This is a genomic window from Limimaricola litoreus, from assembly GCF_024159025.1.
Lineage (GTDB): Bacteria > Pseudomonadota > Alphaproteobacteria > Rhodobacterales > Rhodobacteraceae > Limimaricola > Limimaricola litoreus.
This window is the reverse complement of record NZ_JAMYXC010000130.1, coordinates 37149-55231: the sequence shown is the minus strand read 5'-3', so window position 1 is coordinate 55231 and position 18083 is coordinate 37149. Positions and strand designations below refer to the sequence as shown.

The window sequence follows — 18083 nt, the reverse complement described above, 5'->3', positions numbered from 1 at the left end:
GAGGCGAGGCGGTTCGCGCCGTGCAGCCCGGTCGAGGCCGCCTCGCCGCAGGCCCAAAGGCCTGCGAGGCTGGTGCGGCCCCATGCGTCGGTCTCGACCCCGCCCATGTGGTAATGCGCCGCCACCGCGACCGGGATGGTTCCACGCACCGGGTCGATGCCCGCGCGGGCGCAGGCCTCGGCCACCGCCGGGAACCGCTCGATCACGCTGGCGCCGAGCGCCGCGCGGGTGTCGAGCGCGGGCGCGCGGCCGGCCTGCCGCTCGGCAAAGACGGCGCGGGCGACGATGTCGCGCGGGGCCAGTTCGGCATCGGGGTGAATGGCGGTCATGAAGCGCTCGCCCCGGTCGTTTACCAGCCACGCCCCCTCGCCCCTGAGCGCCTCGGTGGCCAAGGGCAGCGGGTCCTCATTGGTGGCGATGGCGGTGGGGTGGAACTGCACGAACTCCGCATCGGCGATCATCGCGCCCGCGCGGGCCGCCGCCCCGATCACCTGGCCGCGGATGCGGGCTGGGTTGGTCGTGTGCTGCCACAACCCGCCCGATCCACCCCCCGCGAGCAGGATGGCGGGCGCTTCGATGATGAGCGGGGCCGAGCCGGAGGCCGCCTCGATCACCACGCCGGTGGCGCGGCCCTGGCGCGCCTCGATCCCGGTGAGCAGCGCGCCGGACAGGAGCTGCACGGAGGGCGTGCGCGCCAGCGCCGCGATCAGCGTCTCCATGATCCGGCGGCCCGCCTGATCTCCCTTGACCCGCACCACCCGCGCCGCGCCATGCGCCGCCTCGCGCGAGAGCACGTAGCCGCCCCGTGCATCGCGGTCGAAGGGCGTGCCGAACCCGGCCAGCTCGGCGATATGCGAGCGTGCGGCGCGGGTGACCATTCCGGCGATGGCGGCGTCGACCGTCCCTGCCCCCGCCGCCACCGTGTCGGCGACATGGGCCGCTGCGCTGTCGGTCTCGGCCATAGCGGCGGCGACGCCGCCCTGCGCCCAAGCCGAACTCGCCCCCTGCCCCGGCGGTTCGGGCGCGATCATCAGCACCGGGCGCGGCGCGAGTGCCAGCGCGGCCGAAATCGCGCCGAGACCGGCGCCGATGACGACGACGCGCTCGGTGCGCAGGCGGATCATGCGCGTGTCACGCAGGGACCGTGCTGCGCGACAGCTCGATCATCCGCTCCACCGCGCGGCGGGCGGGGATGGCGATCTCTTGGGGGACGATCACTTCGGGCGACATGGTGTGCAGCGACCACAGCACCTTTTCGAGACTGATCATCTTCATGTAGGGGCACATGTTGCACGGCTTCTGGAAGGTCACCTCCGGGAAGGCGTCGGTGATGTTCGAGGCCATGGAGCATTCGGTGACCAGCAGCGCCTTCTTCGGACGCTCGCGGTCGATCCAGTCGATGATGCCGCTGGTCGAGCCGGTGAAATCCGCCTCCGCCGTCACCTCGACCGTGCATTCGGGGTGGGCGATGATCCTCACCTCCGGGTCGGCCGCGCGGTAGGCGCGCATTTCCTCGGCGGTGTATTGCTCGTGCACGATGCAGCTGCCCTCCCACCAGACGATGCGCTTGCTGGACTGCTTGGCGACGTTGCGCGCGAGGTGCTGGTCGGGGGTCATGATGATCGTCTCGGCATCGAGCGCCTCGACGATCTGCAGCGCGTTCGACGAGGTGCAGCAGATGTCGGAGGCCGCCTTCACCTCCGCCGTGGTGTTGACGTAGCTCACCACTGGCGCGCCGGGATGACGCGCGCGCATCTCGGCGATGCCGGAGGCGTCAATGCTTTCGGCCAAGGAGCAGCCCGCCTCCATGTCGGGCATCAGCACCGTTTTGGCGGGATTCAGGATCTTCGAGGTCTCGGCCATGAAATGCACGCCGCATTGCACGATGACATCCGCCTCGACCCGCGTCGCCTCGATCGCGAGCTGCAGGCTGTCGCCCACCACGTCGGCAATGCCGTGATAGATCTCGGGCGTCATGTAGTTGTGCGCGAGGATCACCGCGCCGCGCTCGCGCTTGAGGCGGTTGATCGCCTCGACATAGGGGGCGTGCATGGCCCAGTCGACCGGGCTCAGCACCTTGTCCATGCGCGCGAAGAGATCGGCCTGCCGCCCCGCCGCCTCCATGGAGGGCGCGAGATCGTAATGCCGCGCGAGCTCCTTGCGCATGATGCCTGTCTCGTACATGTGCCTCACCTTGCGTCAACCGGTCGGGTCGGCTCATAGCGCGGCGAGAAAGGGAGTTCCAGATCGCGCGATCAGGCCCAGAGACCGAAGCCCACGGCCCAGAGCGTCAGCAGGGTGCCGGTGACCAGAGCATAGGCGCCGTTCCACTTCAGCCCGACGTGCAGCGCGCTCTTGCCCGCAAAGCTCCCGGTGAGCAGCGTCGTCGCCGTGAAGGGCGAGGTGATGCCGGACAGCGCCCATCCGGCGGTGATCGCGATGAACAGCGCCACCGGGCTGACGCCCATCGCCTCCGCGCTCGACAGCAGCGGAAACAGCAGCGTCACCCCGAGGATCGGGTTCATGCCGAGTTGCCCGGTGACGGGGATGAACCACACCAGCAGCGCGAGGATCAGCGGCCCAGGCAGCGCTGCGATCACGGGGGCGAACTCGGCCACATGCGGCGCGATCAGCCCGGCCCCGGCGGTGCCGATGTAGCCCGCCATCATCAGCAGCGTCAGCTCGGGGCGGTAGCGCGGCAGCTCAAGGGCCGCGAAACGCCCCATGCGGCCCCATGCGCCGCGCGGACCCGCCTGCAGAAGCACCCAGCCCAGCGCCAGGAGCGGCACCACCAAGAGCACCGCGCCGACCACGCGCACCTCGAAGGCCACGTGCAACAGCCAGACCGGCAGGCCCAGAAGCGCCAGCAGCCCCAGAAGCGGCAGCACCGCCCCCGGCCCGCCCTCGGGGGCGTGGCGCACCGGGGCGTGGGCGAGCCGGGGCTTGAAGATCTGGTCCATGGCCCAGCCGGTTCCGGCGACGATCAGCCCCGTCACCATCGCGGGCAGCACCGTGGCCTTGTAGGGGGCCGTGGGCAGCAGCGCGCCGGTGATCGCGACCGAGAAGGAGAGCGGCGACCACGGCAGCACCGAGACGAAGCCGCGCTGGATCGCCAGCAGCATCCGGCGCCTGCGGTGAAAGCGGATCTCGGGGTCGCTCTCCTTTTCGGAGCTGGCGACCGAAAGGCTGCCCAGCAGCGCGATCGAGCCGTAGTTGAGCAGCACCGAAAAGGCCTGCCCGCCCAAGGTGAGCGCGAGGTAGCGCCGTCCGGGCGGCTGCTCTGCGAGATATTGCCCGCAGGCGCGGATCGCGAGCGAGGTTTCGGCCGCCGCGCGCAGGGTGGAGAGCGCCACGAAGAACGCGCCGATGAAGGCCGCCGACCCCAATCCGGCCAGAACCCGCGCGCCCCAGTCGCCGCCCTGCGCCCAGAGCGCCGCCGTGACGAGAAGCGCCACCACCACGAAGCCGAGCCGCCGTCCGCGCAGCCGCAGGGCCAGAAGCGCCACCACCAGGGGCACGCACCACGCGGCCCAGAGCCCCGCCTGCGTGCCCGGCGCCCAATCCTTGAGCGTGACCAGTACCGTCAACACCACCAGCGCCGCGCCAAGGAGCGGCTCGGCAGGCGCGCCGGACCCGTCCGCTTGCGCGGGCCTTGTGCCGCGCCGCGACAGGGATCGGAACGGGAATGTCATGAGTCGAAGTCCGGAGGTTTCGGCGCGACCATGCCCGCCCCGGCGGAGCGCCGCAAGCGGGGGACCTTTGGGCCCGCCCCGCCGGGACGTTCGCCGCGTTTCCGCCGGGTCAGAGGAACGCGGGGTCTTGCCTGACGCGCCGCGCTGGGACAACCTGCCGGCACAACGCATCGGCCCACCGTCACCTCGCGTGCCGGAAAATGGCCGGGCAGACAGGGAGAACGACATGAAGATGAAGACATGGCTCGCCGCCGGTGCGGCCACACTCGCGCTCGCGGGCGCTGCTCAGGCGCAGAACCTCGTCTATTGCTCGGAAGGCAGCCCCGAGGGCTTCGACCCGGCGCTCTACACCTCCGGCACCACCTTCGATGCCTCGTCGCACACGGTCTACAACCAGCTCGTCGAGTTCAAGACCGGCACCACCGAGGTGGTCCCCGGCCTCGCCGAAAGCTGGGAGGTCTCCGAGGACGGCACCGAGATCACCTTCAAGCTGCGCCAGGGCGTGCCGTTCCATTCGAACGACCGCTTCACGCCGTCGCGCGATTTCAACGCCGATGACGTGCTCTTCACCTTCGAGCGCCAGGGCAACGAGGACCACCCGTTCCACATGGCCTCGGGCGGCACCTGGGAATATTATCAGGGCATGTCGATGCCCGACCTGATCGAAAGCATCGAGAAGGTCGACGATTACACCGTCAAGTTCAAGCTGACCCGCCCCGAGGCGCCCTTCATCGCCAACATGGCGATGGACTTCGCCTCGATCCTCTCGGCCGAATACGCCGATGCGGTCGCCGACAGCCCCGAAATGCTGAACCAGGAGCCGATCGGCACCGGCCCGTTCGAATTCGTGGCCTACCAGAAGGACGCGGTGATCCGCTTCTCGCGCTTCGACGATTACTGGGGCGAGCCCGCCAAGGTCGAGAACCTGATCTTCGCGATCACCCCCGACGCGAGCGTGCGCTACCAGAAGCTGCAGGCGGGCGAGTGCCACGTCATGCCCTACCCCAACCCGGCCGACATCGCCGCGATGAAGGAGGCCGAGGGCATCGAGGTGATGGAGCAGGAGGGCCTCAACGTCGGCTACCTCGCCTACAACACCCAGCAGGCGCCGTTCGACCAGCCCGAGGTCCGCAAGGCGCTCAACATGGCGATCGACAAGCAGGCGATCCTCGACGTGGTGTTCCAGGGCTCGGGCAAGATCGCCAAGAACCCGATCCCGCCGACCATGTGGTCCTACAACGAGGAGATCGAGGACGACAACTACGACCCCGAGGCCGCCAAGCAGATGCTCGCGGATGCCGGTGTCGAGGATCTGTCGATGAAGATCTGGGCGATGCCGGTGCAGCGCCCCTACAACCCCAACGCGCGGCGCATGGCCGAGCTGATCCAGGAGGACATGTCCGAGATCGGCGTCGATGTGGAGATCGTCTCCTACGAGTGGGGCGAGTATCTCGAGCGGTCGAAGGACGAGGATCGCGATGGCGCGGTGCTGCTGGGCTGGACCGGCGACAACGGCGATCCGGACAACTTCCTCGCCGTGCTGCTGGGCTGTGACGGCGTCGGCGGCTCGAACCGCGCGCAGTGGTGCAACGAGGAGTTCGAGGCGCTGATCCAGGAGGCCAAGACCAAGTCGACCCAGGAAGAGCGGGCCGAGATCTACATGGAGGCCCAGAAGGTCTTCAAGGAGCAGGCGCCCTGGGCCACCATCGCCCATTCGGTCGTCGCCATGCCGATGCGCGAAGAGGTCGAGGGCTATGTCGTCCACCCGCTGGGCGGCCATCTCTTCGACAACGTCTCGATCGCCGAGTAAATCGCGCGCCGAAAGACAGGAGGGTCCGGGGCCGTGCAGGCCCCGGACCCTTCGCATATCAAGGCGCGCGCCGCTTGACCGAAGCGCCGCCGCGCGCGCAATCTGGGTGAGACCCCGCGTCAGGCATCACGAATTCTCGACAGGATCGTGATCCGTGTGATACGAGGCGCGCTCACCGGGTGGCCCGTTCCGGGCCGCCGACGACCGAGACCCCGATCGCCCCCGATTGCCCGATTGCCAAGCAACAGGAGACCCGTACCGGCATGGTCATCCCCCATTTCCCCGGACCCGCCGCGCCCGCGCGCGCCGTCCCCAGCAAGGCGGGCCGCTAGATGCTGCGCTACGTGCTGTCGCGCTTTGCGACCTTCGTGCCGACCTTCATCGGCGTGACCCTCATCTCGTTTGCCTTCATCCGCGTGCTGCCGGGCGATCCGATCATCGTCATGGCGGGCGAACGCGGCATGACGCAGGAGCGCTATGACGAGTTGGTGGTGCAGTTCGGCTTCGACCGGCCGATCTATGCCCAGTTCTGGGATTACCTGACCGGCGTGTTGCAGGGCGATCTCGGCACCAGCTACGTCACCAAGAAGCCGGTCTGGGATGAGTTCTTCGCGCTCTTTCCTGCGACGCTGGAGCTGTCGATCTGCGCGATGATCTTCGCCGTGGCGCTGGGCCTGCCCGCGGGCGTGATCGCCGCGATGAACCGCGGCAAGTTCTTCGACCGGGCGCTGATGTCGACGGCGCTCATCGGCTACTCCATGCCGATCTTCTGGTGGGCGCTGCTTCTGATCATCGTGTTCTCGGGCAACCTGGGCTGGACCCCGGTCTCGGGCCGGATCGACCTGCTCTACTTCTTTCCCGACACCACCGGCTTCATGCTGATCGACAGCCTGCTGTCGGGCCAGAGCGGCGCCTTCACCTCCGCCGTGCGGCACCTGATCCTGCCGACCATCGTTCTGGGCACCATCCCGCTCGCGGTGATCGCGCGCCAGACGCGGTCCGCCATGCTGGAGGTTCTGGGCGAGGACTACATCCGCACGGCGCGCGCCAAGGGCCTGCCGCCGGGGCGGATCAACGGGCTGCACGCGCTCAGGAACGCGCTGATCCCGGTGATCACCGTGATCGGCCTGTCGGTCGGCACGCTGCTCGCCGGCGCGATCCTCACCGAGACGATCTTCTCCTGGCCGGGCATCGGCAAGTGGATGGTCGACAGCATCTTCCGCCGTGACTACCCGGTCGTGCAGGGCGGTCTTCTGCTCATCGCCGTGATGGTGATGGTGGTGAACCTGACCGTCGACCTGCTCTACGGCCTCATCAACCCCAAGATCAGGAAGCGCTGATGGACCACGCACTCTCAAAGGAAGTCGAGACGCAGGTCGAGCAGCGCCCTGGTCGGCTGCGCGAATTCTGGTTCTATTTCCGCGAAAACCGCGGCGCCGTCTTCGGCTTCTGGGTCTTCGTGGTCTTCGTGATCATCGCGGCCACCGCGCCGTGGATCGCGCCGCATGACCCGACCCAGCAGTTCCGCGAGTTCGCGCTGATCCCGCCGGTCTGGCAGGAGGGCGGCAACTGGACCTTCCCGCTGGGCACCGATCCTCTGGGCCGCGACATGCTCTCGCGCCTGCTGAACGGCGCGCGGTATTCCTTCTTCGTCGGCATTGTCGTGGTGGTCGTCGCGGCCTCTGGCGGCATCCTTCTGGGCCTTCTGGCGGGGTTCTCGCCGAAATGGCTCGACGCGCTGATCATGCGGCTAATGGACATCATCCTCGCCTTCCCGTCGCTGCTGCTGGCGCTGGTGCTGGTGGCGATCCTCGGCCCGTCGCTCACCAATGCGATGATCGCCATCGCGATCGTGCTGCAGCCGCATTACGTGCGCCTGACCCGCGCCAGCGTGATCGGCGAGTTGGGCAAGGACTACGTCACCTCGGCCCGCGTCGCGGGGGCCGGGCTGTGGCGGCTGATGTTCGTTACCGTGCTGCCCAACTGCCTCGCCCCGATCATCGTGCAGGCGGCGCTGTCGTTTTCGACCGCGATCCTCGACGCCGCGGCGCTCGGGTTTCTCGGCATGGGCGCGCAGCCGCCGACCCCGGAATGGGGCACCATGCTGGCCGAGGCGCGCGAGTTCATCCTGCGCGCTTGGTGGGTGGTTACCCTGCCCGGCCTCGCGATCCTCGTCACCGTGCTCGCCATCAACCTGATGGGCGACGGTCTGCGCGATGCGCTCGACCCGAAACTGAAGCGGAGCTGATCTCATGAGCCTTCTGAGACTGCGCAACCTCTCGGTCGAGTTCGCGACCACCGGCGGCCGCTTCCGCGCCGTCGACCAGGTCGATCTCGACGTGGACAAGGGCGACGTGCTCGCCATCGTCGGCGAAAGCGGATCGGGCAAGTCGGTGTCGATGCTGGCGCTGATGGGCCTGCTACCATGGACGGCCAAGGTGACGGCCGACGAAATGGTCTTCGACGGGCACGACCTGTCGAAAATGTCGGCCCGGGCCCGCCGCCGAATCGTCGGCAAGGATCTGGCGATGATCTTCCAAGAGCCGATGTCCTCGCTCAACCCATGCTTCACCGTGGGCTTCCAGATCCGCGAGACGCTGCGCATCCATCTCGGCATGGACCGCAAGGCGGCGCAGGCGCGGGCGGTGGAGCTGTTCGAGCTCGTGGGCATCCCCGCGCCCGAACAGCGGCTCAAGGCCTTTCCGCACCAGATGTCGGGCGGCATGAACCAGCGGGTGATGATCGCCATGGCGATCTCCTGCAACCCCAAGCTGCTGATTGCCGACGAGCCGACCACAGCGCTCGACGTGACGATCCAGGCGCAGATCCTCGATCTTCTGGTGCGCTTGCGCGACGAGACCGGCATGGGGCTGGTGCTGATCACCCATGACATGGGCGTGGTGGCCGAGACGGCGCAACGCGTCTCGGTGCATTACGCCGGCCAGAAGGTCGAGGAGCAGCCGGTGCGCCCGCTGTTTCGCGCGCCGCACCACCCCTATACCTCGGCGCTTCTGGCCGCCCTGCCCGAGCGCGCCACCGACAAGCGGCTGCCGACCATCCCCGGCGTGGTGCCGGGACAGTTCGACCGGCCGCAGGGTTGCCTCTTCTCGCCGCGCTGTCCCTTTGCCGACGATCACTGCCGCAAGGTGCCGCCCGCGCCGCGCGGGCCTGACCTCGGGCTGGCGCGCTGCCACTACCCGCTCAACACCGACGAAAGGCTTGCCTCGTGAGTGCCGTGACCACAGACGCCCCGACCAGCACTGCCCCCGTCGTCACCGCGCGCGGCCTGACCCGCCACTACGAGGTGGGCGGCGGGCTGTTCGGCAAACCCAAGGTCGTGCGCGCGCTGTCGGATCTCGATTTCGAGCTGACGCCGGGCCGCACGCTGGCGGTGGTGGGCGAATCCGGCTGCGGCAAGTCCACGCTGGCCCGCGTCGTGACGCTGATCGAGGAGCCGACCCGCGGCGAGATGAGCATCAGTGGCACCAAGGCCACGCCAGACGCCTGGAAGAGCCTGCGCTCCAAGGTGCAGATCGTGTTCCAGGACCCCTACGGCTCGCTCAACCCGCGCCAGCGGATCGGCCAGATCCTGATGGAGCCGCTGCTGATCAACCGCCCCAAGATGCCGCAATCCGAGCGCGAGGAGAAGGCGCGCGAGATGCTGCGGCTGGTGGGGCTCAGGCCTGAGCATTTCGACCGCTACCCGCACATGTTCTCGGGCGGACAACGCCAGCGCATCGCCATCGGCCGGGCCTTGATGCTGGAGCCCGAGGTCTTGGTGCTCGACGAGCCGGTTTCGGCGCTCGACGTGTCGATCCAGTCCTCGGTGCTGAACCTGCTGATCGACCTGCAGGAAAGGATGCAGCTGGCCTATCTCTTCATCAGCCACGACCTCTCGGTGGTGCGCCATGTCGCCGACGAGGTGAAGGTAATGTATCTGGGCCGGGCGGTCGAGACGGGTCCGAAGGACATGATCTTCGACAACCCGCAGCACCCCTATACCAAGGCGCTCCTCTCGGCGACGCCGCGCGCCGACCCGGAGGCCGCCAAGGAGCGGATCAAGCTCGAGGGCGAGCTGCCCTCGCCGCTCGCAGTGCCGCCGGGCTGCGCCTTTGCGCCGCGCTGCTGGAAGGCGCAGGACAAGTGCCGCGCCGCGCGGCCGCTGCTCGACGGAGCAACGCAGAAATCGGCCTGCTTCTTCCCCGAAGGCGAGGGCAAGCCATCGGCCGAGGCGCCGGAGAGCTGAGACGAGAAAGGGGGCCGCGCGGCCCCCTTTTTCCTTTGCCTGTCACGCGTCCGGCGTCACGCGCCGAGATAGGCCTCGCGAATGCGCGGATCGGCGATGAGATCCGCGGCCTTGCCCGACAGCGTGATCTCGCCTTGCTCCATGACATAGCCGCGATCCGCGATCGACAGCGCGGCATAGGCGTTCTGCTCGACCATCAAGAGCGTCACGCCCCGGTCGCGCAAGGATTTGACCACCGCGAGCACCTGGTCGACCAGCACCGGGGCAAGGCCCATCGAGGGCTCGTCGAGGAGCATCAGCTTCGGGCGGCCCATGATGGCGCGGCCAATGGCGAGCATCTGCTGCTGGCCGCCCGACAGCCCGCCCGCGTCGAGATCGGCCTTGTCGCGCAGGATCGGAAAGAGGCCGAAGACCTCTTCCATGTCCGCGCCCAGATCGTCGCTGCGGTGATAGCCGCCGAGGCGGAGGTTCTCGGCGACGCTGAGATCGCCGAAGATCTGCCGCCCCTCGGGCGAATGCGTGATGCCGAGGCTCGCGCGGGCATGGTCGGGGCGGCGGGTCAGATCCTCGCCCCTGAACCGGATCGCACCCGATTTCACCGGCTGTACGCCCGAGATGCAGCGCATCAGGGTCGTCTTGCCCACCCCATTGACGCCGACGAGCGAGACGATCTCGCCCTCGTTCACGACAAGATCGACGCCGTGCAGCACCTCGATCGGGCCGTAGGCGGTGTGCAGGCCCTCGATGGAGAGAAGCGGATCAGACATGTGCGGCGGCCTCGGCTTCGGCGGCGCCATGGGCGCCGAGATAGGCGGCGATGACGTGGGGGTTGTTGCGGATCTCCTCTGGCCCGCCTTCGGCGATCTTGCGGCCCTGGTCGAGCACGACGATATGCGCCGAGATCCGCATCACCATGCGCATGTCGTGCTCGATCAGCACGACGGTTTTGCCCTCGGCGGCGATGGCATGGATGAGATCGTCGACCTCGCGCGTCTCGACCGCGTTGCAGCCCGCCGCCGGCTCGTCGAGCAGAAGGATGGTGCAGCCGGTGACCAGCGCGCGGGCGATCTCCAGCCGCTTGAGCTGGCCGTAGGACATCTCGGAGGCCGGGCGACGCGCCAGCTCGGCAAGGCCCGCTCGCGCGAGCGCGGCCATGGCGCTGAGGCGGCTCTTCGCGGTCTCGCGCCGCGCCGGGCCAAGGCCCAGCAGGTCTGCGAAAAGGTTCGACTTTTCCTGCATGTGGCAGCCGGTCATGACGTTGTCGAGCGCCGACATCTGCGGAAAGACCTGCAGGTTCTGGAAGGTCCGCGCCATGCCGCGCCGCGCCAGCGCGTGTGCCGGCAGGCCGGTCACCTCCTGCCCGTCGATGCGCACGCGGCCGGAGCTGGCGGTATAGACGCCCGAGACGAGGTTGAAGAGCGTGGTCTTGCCCGCGCCGTTGGGGCCGATGATCGAGGTAACCTCGCCCGGCCTGGCGGTGAAGCTCACATCGTCCACGGCCTTGATGCCGCCGAAGGCGATGCCGATGCCGTCGATTTCGAGGCTCATGATTTCCTCCGGGTCCACAGGTCGGCGATGAAGGGCACGAGGCCGCGGCGCATCAGGGTCATGGTCAGCACCATGATCCCGCCCAGCACCATGTGCTCGTAATCGGCGAAGACGGTGAGCAGCTGCGGCAGCGCGGTCAGGATCAGCGCGCCCACCAGCGCGCCGAAGACCGAAGAGGCCCCGCCCAGCACCGCCATGGTGACCATCTCGACCGAATGCATGAAGCCGCCTGTCTCGGGCGTGATGTAGCCATTGGCCAGCGCCAGAAGCGCGCCCGCTACGGCGGCGTAGAGCGCCGAGATCACGAAGGCGAGCGATTTGGCGCGCGCCACGTCGATGCCGAGCGAGCGGGCGGCGACGTCGCTGTCGTGGATCGCCCGCAGGGCGCGGCCCGTGGGGGAGCCTGCGAGGTTCACCGCGATGGCTGCGCCTATGGCGGCGGCAAAGCCCGCGACCCAGTACCACGCCTCGGCGGATTTGAGCTTCAGCCCCACGAGCTTGAACAGGTTGCGCGCGTTCATGCCCGAGACGACCATGCCGTCGGGCCCGCCGGTGAGCCATGCTTCCTTGGAGAGCACCATCCAGATCAGCATCCCGAGCCCCAGCGTCGCGATGGCGAGGTAGTAACCCGAAAGCTTCAGGATCGGCCGCCCGACGACGAGCGCGAGACCTCCCGCCAGCGCCACGCCCGCCAGCATCGCCAGAGGCGAGGGGATGCCGTAGTTCGGCAGGATCGCCGTGGCATAGGCGCCGATGGCGAAGAAGCCCGCATGGCCCAAGCTGACGAGGCCGACATAGCCCAGAAGCACCACGATGCCGGTGACGGCGAGCGTGTTGATCCACACCAGCGTGCCGACGCGGTAGAAATAGCTCGACGGGAAGATCAGCGCGCCGAGGCCCACAAGGACCGCGAAGATCAGAAAGGTGCGCAGCCCCGGCCCGATGCCGCGTCGCGCGGCGCGCCTGGGCTTGGCCGCGGCAGTCTGCCCGGCCCCGTTCGGCACGGTCGTCGTCCCCTGCCCCGCCATCACACCCGCTCCGTGATGCGCGCGCCGAACAGGCCCTGCGGGCGCAAGAACAGCACGAGAAGGATGACGACAAAGGCGCTGGCGTCCTTGTAGTCCGACGAGATGTAGCCCGCCGTCATCGCCTCGATCAGCCCGATCAGCAGACCGCCCGCCAGCGCGCCCAGCGGCGAGCCGACGCCGCCCAGCATGGTGGCCGAGAAGCCCTTGAGCGCCATGAGAACGCCGACGTCGTAGCTGGTGAAGGTCACCGGCGTGGCCAGAACGCCCGCCAGCGCGCCGATCGCGGCCGAAAGCGCGAAGGAGAGGTTCATGGCCCGGCCGGTGTTGATGCCGACGAGGGCCGCGGCCATGCGGTTCGAGGCGGTGGCCTTGATGCCCCGGCCCGCCCGCGTGCGGTTCAGGAACCAGGCGAGGAAGGCGAAGACCGCGATGCTGCCGCCGACGATCCACAGGCTCTGCGGCAGGATGGTGGCCCCCCCGACGCGCAAGGGCGCGTCGCCGGAGAAGCCGTCATAGCGATGGATCTGCTTGTCGAAGACCGCCTGCATGGCGCCGCGCAGGAAGATGCTGGCGCCGATCGTGATGATGATCAGCGAGACCAGCGGCGCCTCGCGCGCGGGCTTGATGGCAAGCTGGTAGAGCACCACCCCCACCAGCATCCCCGCGAACACCGCCAGGGGTGCCGCGATCCAGACCGGCACGCCCGCGCCGATCAGCGCCGCCGCCGTCATGCCGCCGATCACCACGAACTCGCCCTGGGCGAAGTTCACCACGCCCGAGGCGTTGTAGATCAGCGTGAAGCCGAGGGCGATGGCCGCGTAGATCGCGCCCACCGTGACCCCGGAGACGAGGAATTGCGATAGCTCCGACAAGATGCGTTCCCTTATTCTTCGACCGGCTTCCAGCCGCCATCCTCGATCTCGAGGATGCGGAAGGCCGAGAGATCGAGGCCCATGTGGTCCTCGGGAGAGAAGCTATAGACGCCGGTCACCCCCGCGAGCCCCTCGGTCGCCTCCAGCGCGTCGCGGATCTCGACCGGGTCGGTGGAGCCGGCCCGCTCGATCGCGTCCACCAGCAGGTGAAAGGCGTCGTAGGCATAGCCGCCGAAGGTCGAGGGCTTTTCGCCGTAGGCCTCTTCATAGGCGGCGATGTAGTCCTGCACCGGCTGGCGCTGCGGGTCGTCCTCGGCCAGCTGGTCGGGGATCAGGAGCGGCGTCGCGGGAAGGCGCAGGCCGTTGGCGGCGTCCCCGGCGAGCTTGATGAACTCGTCGGAGGCGACGCCGTGGCTCTGGTAGAAGGGCAGCTCGATCCCGAGCTGGGCGTAGTTGCGCGTCACCACCGCCGGGCCTTGGCCGAAGCCCGGGTTCACGATGGCCTCGATGCCCTCGGTGGAGGCGATGTTGGTCAGCTGCGGGGTCATGTCGCTGTCGGAGCCGCCATAGCTCTCGTCGGCGACAATCTCGACGCCCGAGGCCTCGGCCACGTCGAGGCACTGCTCGCGCATAGAGGCGCCGAAGCCGCCGGTGCCCGAGATCAGGCCCACCTTGGACATGCCGCGCGAGGTGATGTCGGCGAAGATCTTCTCGCAGGCCATGCGGTCGGTGTGGGGCGTCTTGAAGACGAATTCCTGCACCGGGTCGATGATGACCACCGCACCCGCGAGGGAGATGAAGGGAATCTCGTAATCGGCGAAGAGCGGCGCCATCGCCATGGTCGCGCCGGTGGAGGAGCCGCCGATCACCGCGACCACCTCATCCTCCTCGATCAGGCGGGTGGCGAAGGTGCGCGCCTTGTTGGGGTCGGCGCCGTCGTCATAGACGATCAGCTCGACCTCCTCGCCGTTGATGCCGCCATTGGCGTTGAGCTCCTCGGCCAGCATCTCCAGCGTCTTGGCCTCGGGATCGCCGAGAAAGGCGGCCGGACCTGTGATGGCGAGCGAGGCGCCGATCCTGATCTCGGCCAGCGCGGGGGTGCCCGCCAGCAGGGCCAGCGCCGAGACACCGGCGGCAACGGCTTGTCTTGTCATGTCATTCCTCCCTTTTGTCACATTTGGCTGCGCATTTTCGGCATTGCGTGACGCTTTATTCATTGACCAGTCGCCTCCGTCATGCAACACATTTTTGCCGAAAGCGCCCCGATTTCGTGCTCCTTTGAGGGGAGGCGGCGATGACATGGCGCATGATCCGTGGGAGGGACCATGACCGAGCCAGTTCTGCTCGAAGACCTGTCGGAGGGCGTGCTGCGGTTGACGCTGAACCGGCCCGACCGGCTCAATGCCTTCACGCCCGAGCTGCACGCAGGCCTGCGCGCGGCGATCGACCGCGCCGCCGGGAACGAGGCGGTGCGCGCGGTGCTGCTGACCGGCGCGGGGCGCGGCTTTTGCGCCGGGCAGGATCTGGGCCAGCGGCATCCCGACGCGACGGGCGGTGCGCCCGATCTGGGCGAGACCATCGGCACGCTGTGGAACCCTCTGGTGCGCGCGATCCGTGCCCTGCCCAAGCCGGTGATCTGCGCGGTCAACGGCGTGGCGGCGGGGGCGGGCGCGAACCTCGCCATCGCCTGCGACATCGTCATCGCGGGCGAGAGCGCGCGCTTCATCCAGTCCTTCGCCAAGCTCGGCCTCGTGCCGGACTCGGGCGGCACATGGACGCTCACCCGGGCGCTGGGCGAGGCGCGGGCCAAGGCGCTGGCGCTGACCGGCCAGCCCCTCCCCGCCAGCCAGGCCGCCGATTGGGGGCTGATCTGGCGCGCGGTGCCCGATGCGGCGCTGATGGAGGAGGCCGGGGCTCTGGCCGCGAGCCTCGCGAAGGGGCCGACCCATGGATACGGGCTGACCAAGCAGGCGATCCAGGCCGCGGGCGGGCAGGATCTCGACGCCAGCCTCGACCTCGAACGCGAGCTGCAACGCGAGGCGGGCTTCTCGCCCGATTATGCCGAGGGCGTGCGCGCCTTCACCGAGAAGCGGGAGCCGATCTTCACCGGGCGGGCGCAATGAGCGGCGCGGTGGAGACGAGGCTCGACCCGCAGGCGCAGGCCGAAAAGCGCACGCAGGAAATGTGGGAGGAGGACACCGCCAGCAGGGCCATGGGGATGGAGCTCGTGGAGGTCGGCCCCGGCCATGCGCAGATGCGGATGAAGGTGCGCGAGGACATGGTGAACGGCCATGGCACGCTGCATGGCGGCCTGACCTTCGCCTTCGCCGACAGCGTCTTTGCCTTTGCCGCCAACAGCTACGACTACCAGGCCGTCGGCGTGCAATGCGACATCGTCTATCACGCGCCGGGCCGCTTGGGCGACGTGCTGATCGGCGTTGGCCGGGAGGTGACGCGCGCGGGGCGTTCGGGGCTCTACGACGTGGCGGTGCAGCGCGAGGACGGCACGCTGATCGCCAGCTTTCGCGGCAATTCGCGGATCGTGACGCCACGCGCCAAGTGAACAGATATTGGCGCCGCGGGAGGGCGCCTCAGGGAGGACGACATGCTCACCAGACCCACCGGGGCGCGCGCGCCCCTCGATCCGATCGAAACCGCCTCGCGCGACGAGATCACGGCGCTGCAGCTCAAGCGGATGAAGCAGACGCTCAGGCATGCCTATGAGGGCTCGCCCTTCTACAAGGCCAAGTTCGACGCGGCGGGCGTCCATCCCGACGATCTGCACAGCCTGTCGGATCTGAAGAAGTTTCCCTTCACAGTGAAGCAGGACCTGCGCGACAACTACCCCTTCGGCATGTTCGCCGTGCCGCAAAGCCGGATCGCGCGGCTGCATGCCTCCTCGGGCACCACGGGCAAGCCGACCGTGGTGGCCTATACGCAAAACGACATCGACACATGGGCCGACGTGATGGCGCGTTCGATCCGTGCGGCGGGCGGCGCGCCGGGCGACATCTGCCACGTCGCCTATGGCTACGGCCTCTTCACCGGCGGGCTCGGCGCGCATTACGGGGCTGAGCGGCTGGGCTGCACCGTGGTCCCGGTCTCGGGCGGCATGACCGAGCGGCAGATCACGCTGATCGAGGATTTCAAACCCTCGATCATCATGGTCACGCCGTCCTACATGCTGTCGATCCTCGACGCCTACCGCGCCGCGGGGCTCGACCCGCGTGAAAGTTCGCTCAAGACCGGCATCTTCGGCGCCGAGCCTTGGACCAACGCGATGCGCACGGAGATCGAGCAGGCCTTCGACATGGACGCGGTCGACATCTTCGGCCTGTCCGAGGTGATGGGCCCGGGCGTGGCGCAGGAATGCGTCGAGACCAAGGACGGGCTGCATATCTGGGAGGATCACTTCTACCCGGAGATCATCGACCCCGTGACCGGCGAGCCGGTCGAGGATGGCCAAGAGGGCGAGCTGGTCTTCACTTCGCTGACCAAGGAGGCCTTCCCGATCATCCGCTACCGCACCCGCGACCTGACGCGGCTGCTTCCGGGCACCGCGCGTTCGATGCGGCGGATGGAGAAGGTGACGGGGCGCAGCGACGACATGATAATCCTGCGCGGCGTCAATGTCTTCCCGACCCAGATCGAGGAGCAGATCCTGAAATGCGCGGCGCTGACCCCGCATTACCAGATCCATCTCACGCGCAGCGGCCGGATGGACGAGATGTGCATCCATTGCGAGTGCAAGGTGGATGGCGACGAGGCGGGGGCCCAGGCCGCCGCGCGCGAGCTGATGGGGCATGTGAAAAGCGTGGTCGGCGTATCGTGCAAGGTCGAAATCAAGCCCTGCGGCAGCATCGCGCGCTCCGAAGGCAAGGCACGCCGCGTCGTCGACGCCCGGCCCAAGGGCTGAATTGTGCCTGTGACGCGCGCGCCCTACACCGGGGCGCGCGCACAACCCGGAGCCGACATGTCGCCTGACGCCCTCGACCACGCCCTTTCCGCCAACCCGGTCAGCGCCGGGGCCTTCATCGTGACGCTCTATGGCGACGTGGTGGCCCCGCGCGGTGGCGAGATCTGGATGGGCAACATCATATCGGCCTGCGCCGCCGTGGGGCTGAGCGAGAGCCGGGTGCGCACCGCCGTGTCGCGCCTCGTGGCCTCGGAGCGGATCGAGGGGGTGAAGGACGGGCGGCGCAGCTACTACCGGCTGACGGCCTCGGCGGAAAAGGAATTCCAGCGCGCCGCCCGGCTGATCTACCGCCGCCCGCGCGCCGCCCCCTTGCAGGGCTGGCACCTCGTGACGCTGCCGCAGGGGCCGGGGCGCGAGGCGCTGGTCAGCCGGCTGACGCGGCTGCGCTTCGGCATGGCCGAGCCCTATCTCGCGATCCTGCCCGACCGGGGCGACCCCCTGCCCCCGCTGGGCGCGCCGCATTTCCGCGCCACCACCGAGGACGACCTCACGGAGATGGCCCGCGCCGCCTGGCCGCTCGATGCGCTGGCCGAGCGGATGGCCCGCTTCATGGAAGGCTTCGCACCGCTCGACGGCGTGGCCTGCAGCCCCGAGGAGGCGCTGGGGCTGCGGCTCTTGCTGGTGCATGTCTACCGCGACATCGCTCTGTCGGACCCGGCGCTGCCGCTGGGAATGCTGCCCGAGGATTGGCAGGGCCCGGCGGTGCGCGCGCTCTTCGCGCGGCTCTACCTGCATCTCACCCCCGGCGCCGATGCCGCCGTGGCGCGCGATTTCGTCGATCGCGACGGGCCGCTTCGGGCCGATCCCACGCGCATCGCGCGGCGCATCGCCGATCTCTCCTACGACTGAAACACGGTCGCGTTCCGCGGGGCGGAACCGCGTCGCGATACATCACACTCATTCGATCTTGT

The 18083-nt window shown here is 68.6% G+C and carries 17 protein-coding genes; 9 read left to right on the top strand and 8 right to left on the bottom strand.

The features are described 5' to 3' along the window. The 3 genes from NHG85_RS09210 to NHG85_RS09200 form a co-directional block, all read right to left on the bottom strand. Positions 1 to 1124, bottom strand: a 1124-nt coding sequence (locus NHG85_RS09210) for an L-aspartate oxidase (RefSeq protein WP_253331686.1), incomplete at its 3' end; no start/stop codon positions are given. Between the two features lie 7 nt (positions 1125 to 1131). Next, a complete protein-coding gene (gene nadA, locus NHG85_RS09205) occupies positions 1132 to 2184 on the bottom strand; it encodes a quinolinate synthase NadA (protein WP_253331684.1) in 1053 nt (350 codons plus the stop codon). Between the two features lie 71 nt (positions 2185 to 2255). Next, positions 2256 to 3692 (bottom strand): hypothetical protein, encoded by a 1437-nt coding sequence (locus NHG85_RS09200; protein WP_253331682.1) that lies wholly within the window; start codon positions 3690 to 3692, stop codon positions 2256 to 2258. Positions 3693 to 3918: 226 nt separating this feature from the next. Between NHG85_RS09200 and NHG85_RS09195 the strand changes: the two genes are divergently transcribed. The 5 genes from NHG85_RS09195 (at position 3919) to NHG85_RS09175 (ending at position 9748) form a co-directional block, all read left to right on the top strand. Then, positions 3919 to 5502, top strand: coding sequence for an ABC transporter substrate-binding protein (locus NHG85_RS09195; protein ID WP_253331680.1), 1584 nt, complete (start codon positions 3919 to 3921; stop codon positions 5500 to 5502). Between the two features lie 332 nt (positions 5503 to 5834). Continuing rightward, entirely contained in the window at positions 5835 to 6842 is a 1008-nt protein-coding gene (locus NHG85_RS09190) for an ABC transporter permease subunit (RefSeq protein WP_253331678.1), read from the top strand. Further along, positions 6842 to 7750 (top strand): ABC transporter permease subunit, encoded by a 909-nt coding sequence (locus tag NHG85_RS09185; protein WP_253331676.1) that lies wholly within the window; start codon positions 6842 to 6844, stop codon positions 7748 to 7750. Before NHG85_RS09190 ends, NHG85_RS09185 begins: the two co-directional genes overlap by 1 nt. A gap of 4 nt (positions 7751 to 7754) precedes the next feature. Next, entirely contained in the window at positions 7755 to 8732 is a 978-nt protein-coding gene (locus NHG85_RS09180) for an ABC transporter ATP-binding protein (RefSeq protein ID WP_253331674.1), read from the top strand. After that, positions 8729 to 9748 carry an ABC transporter ATP-binding protein gene (locus NHG85_RS09175; protein ID WP_370363003.1) on the top strand — a complete coding sequence of 340 codons (1020 nt, stop codon included), beginning with the start codon at positions 8729 to 8731 and terminating at the stop codon, positions 9746 to 9748. Before NHG85_RS09180 ends, NHG85_RS09175 begins: the two co-directional genes overlap by 4 nt. 56 nt (positions 9749 to 9804) lie before the next feature. On the opposite strand, the gene NHG85_RS09170 is transcribed toward NHG85_RS09175, so the two are convergent. Genes NHG85_RS09170 through NHG85_RS09150 form a run of 5 tightly spaced genes read right to left on the bottom strand, consistent with a single transcriptional unit; the run spans position 9805 to position 14350 of the window. Next, positions 9805 to 10515 carry an ABC transporter ATP-binding protein gene (locus tag NHG85_RS09170; protein ID WP_253331670.1) on the bottom strand — a complete coding sequence of 237 codons (711 nt, stop codon included), beginning with the start codon at positions 10513 to 10515 and terminating at the stop codon, positions 9805 to 9807. After that, positions 10508 to 11296 carry an ABC transporter ATP-binding protein gene (locus NHG85_RS09165; protein WP_253331668.1) on the bottom strand — a complete coding sequence of 263 codons (789 nt, stop codon included), beginning with the start codon at positions 11294 to 11296 and terminating at the stop codon, positions 10508 to 10510. The genes NHG85_RS09170 and NHG85_RS09165 overlap by 8 nt, the downstream gene beginning before the upstream one ends. Further along, positions 11293 to 12324, bottom strand: a complete 1032-nt coding sequence (locus tag NHG85_RS09160) for a branched-chain amino acid ABC transporter permease (RefSeq protein WP_253331667.1) — start codon at positions 12322 to 12324, stop codon at positions 11293 to 11295. The genes NHG85_RS09165 and NHG85_RS09160 overlap by 4 nt, the downstream gene beginning before the upstream one ends. Next, positions 12324 to 13196: a branched-chain amino acid ABC transporter permease gene (locus NHG85_RS09155; RefSeq protein WP_253331665.1), complete on the bottom strand. Its 873-nt coding sequence runs from the start codon at positions 13194 to 13196 to the stop codon at positions 12324 to 12326. Before NHG85_RS09155 ends, NHG85_RS09160 begins: the two co-directional genes overlap by 1 nt. An 11-nt stretch (positions 13197 to 13207) precedes the next feature. Then, a complete protein-coding gene (locus NHG85_RS09150; protein ID WP_253331663.1) occupies positions 13208 to 14350 on the bottom strand; it encodes an ABC transporter substrate-binding protein in 1143 nt (380 codons plus the stop codon). Positions 14351 to 14521: 171 nt separating this feature from the next. On the opposite strand from NHG85_RS09150, the gene paaG reads away from it, so the two are divergent. From paaG to NHG85_RS09130, 4 genes are read left to right on the top strand one after another with little or no spacing between them, the layout of a single operon-like run. Further along, positions 14522 to 15319, top strand: a complete 798-nt coding sequence (gene paaG, locus NHG85_RS09145; protein ID WP_253331661.1) for a 2-(1,2-epoxy-1,2-dihydrophenyl)acetyl-CoA isomerase PaaG — start codon at positions 14522 to 14524, stop codon at positions 15317 to 15319. Beyond that, positions 15316 to 15759: a hydroxyphenylacetyl-CoA thioesterase PaaI gene (gene paaI / locus NHG85_RS09140; protein ID WP_253331660.1), complete on the top strand. Its 444-nt coding sequence runs from the start codon at positions 15316 to 15318 to the stop codon at positions 15757 to 15759. Before paaG ends, paaI begins: the two co-directional genes overlap by 4 nt. Before the next feature lie 42 nt (positions 15760 to 15801). After that, the gene (gene paaK / locus NHG85_RS09135) at positions 15802 to 17112 is read left to right on the top strand and encodes a phenylacetate--CoA ligase PaaK (RefSeq protein WP_253331659.1); all 1311 of its coding nucleotides are present in this window, start codon (positions 15802 to 15804) and stop codon (positions 17110 to 17112) included. A gap of 57 nt (positions 17113 to 17169) precedes the next feature. Continuing rightward, complete coding sequence (locus NHG85_RS09130) at positions 17170 to 18021, top strand: PaaX family transcriptional regulator (protein ID WP_253331658.1); 852 nt, start codon at positions 17170 to 17172, stop codon at positions 18019 to 18021. Positions 18022 to 18083 lie beyond the last annotated feature (62 nt).

Excerpts from the sequence above, each read along its gene's own strand:
- NHG85_RS09200 (WP_253331682.1), bottom strand. The coding sequence starts at position 3,692 with ATGACATTCCCGTTCCGATCCCTGTCGCGGCGCGGCACAAGGCCCGCG.
- paaI (WP_253331660.1), top strand. The coding sequence starts at position 15,316 with ATGAGCGGCGCGGTGGAGACGAGGCTCGACCCGCAGGCGCAGGCCGAA.
- paaG (WP_253331661.1), top strand. The coding sequence starts at position 14,522 with ATGACCGAGCCAGTTCTGCTCGAAGACCTGTCGGAGGGCGTGCTGCGG.
- NHG85_RS09185 (WP_253331676.1), top strand. The coding sequence starts at position 6,842 with ATGGACCACGCACTCTCAAAGGAAGTCGAGACGCAGGTCGAGCAGCGC.
- NHG85_RS09195 (WP_253331680.1), top strand. The coding sequence starts at position 3,919 with ATGAAGATGAAGACATGGCTCGCCGCCGGTGCGGCCACACTCGCGCTC.
- NHG85_RS09150 (WP_253331663.1), bottom strand. The coding sequence starts at position 14,350 with ATGACAAGACAAGCCGTTGCCGCCGGTGTCTCGGCGCTGGCCCTGCTG.
- NHG85_RS09190 (WP_253331678.1), top strand. The coding sequence starts at position 5,835 with ATGCTGCGCTACGTGCTGTCGCGCTTTGCGACCTTCGTGCCGACCTTC.
- nadA (WP_253331684.1), bottom strand. The coding sequence starts at position 2,184 with ATGTACGAGACAGGCATCATGCGCAAGGAGCTCGCGCGGCATTACGAT.
- NHG85_RS09170 (WP_253331670.1), bottom strand. The coding sequence starts at position 10,515 with ATGTCTGATCCGCTTCTCTCCATCGAGGGCCTGCACACCGCCTACGGC.
- NHG85_RS09165 (WP_253331668.1), bottom strand. The coding sequence starts at position 11,296 with ATGAGCCTCGAAATCGACGGCATCGGCATCGCCTTCGGCGGCATCAAG.
- NHG85_RS09130 (WP_253331658.1), top strand. The coding sequence starts at position 17,170 with ATGTCGCCTGACGCCCTCGACCACGCCCTTTCCGCCAACCCGGTCAGC.
- paaK (WP_253331659.1), top strand. The coding sequence starts at position 15,802 with ATGCTCACCAGACCCACCGGGGCGCGCGCGCCCCTCGATCCGATCGAA.
- NHG85_RS09180 (WP_253331674.1), top strand. The coding sequence starts at position 7,755 with ATGAGCCTTCTGAGACTGCGCAACCTCTCGGTCGAGTTCGCGACCACC.
- NHG85_RS09160 (WP_253331667.1), bottom strand. The coding sequence starts at position 12,324 with ATGGCGGGGCAGGGGACGACGACCGTGCCGAACGGGGCCGGGCAGACT.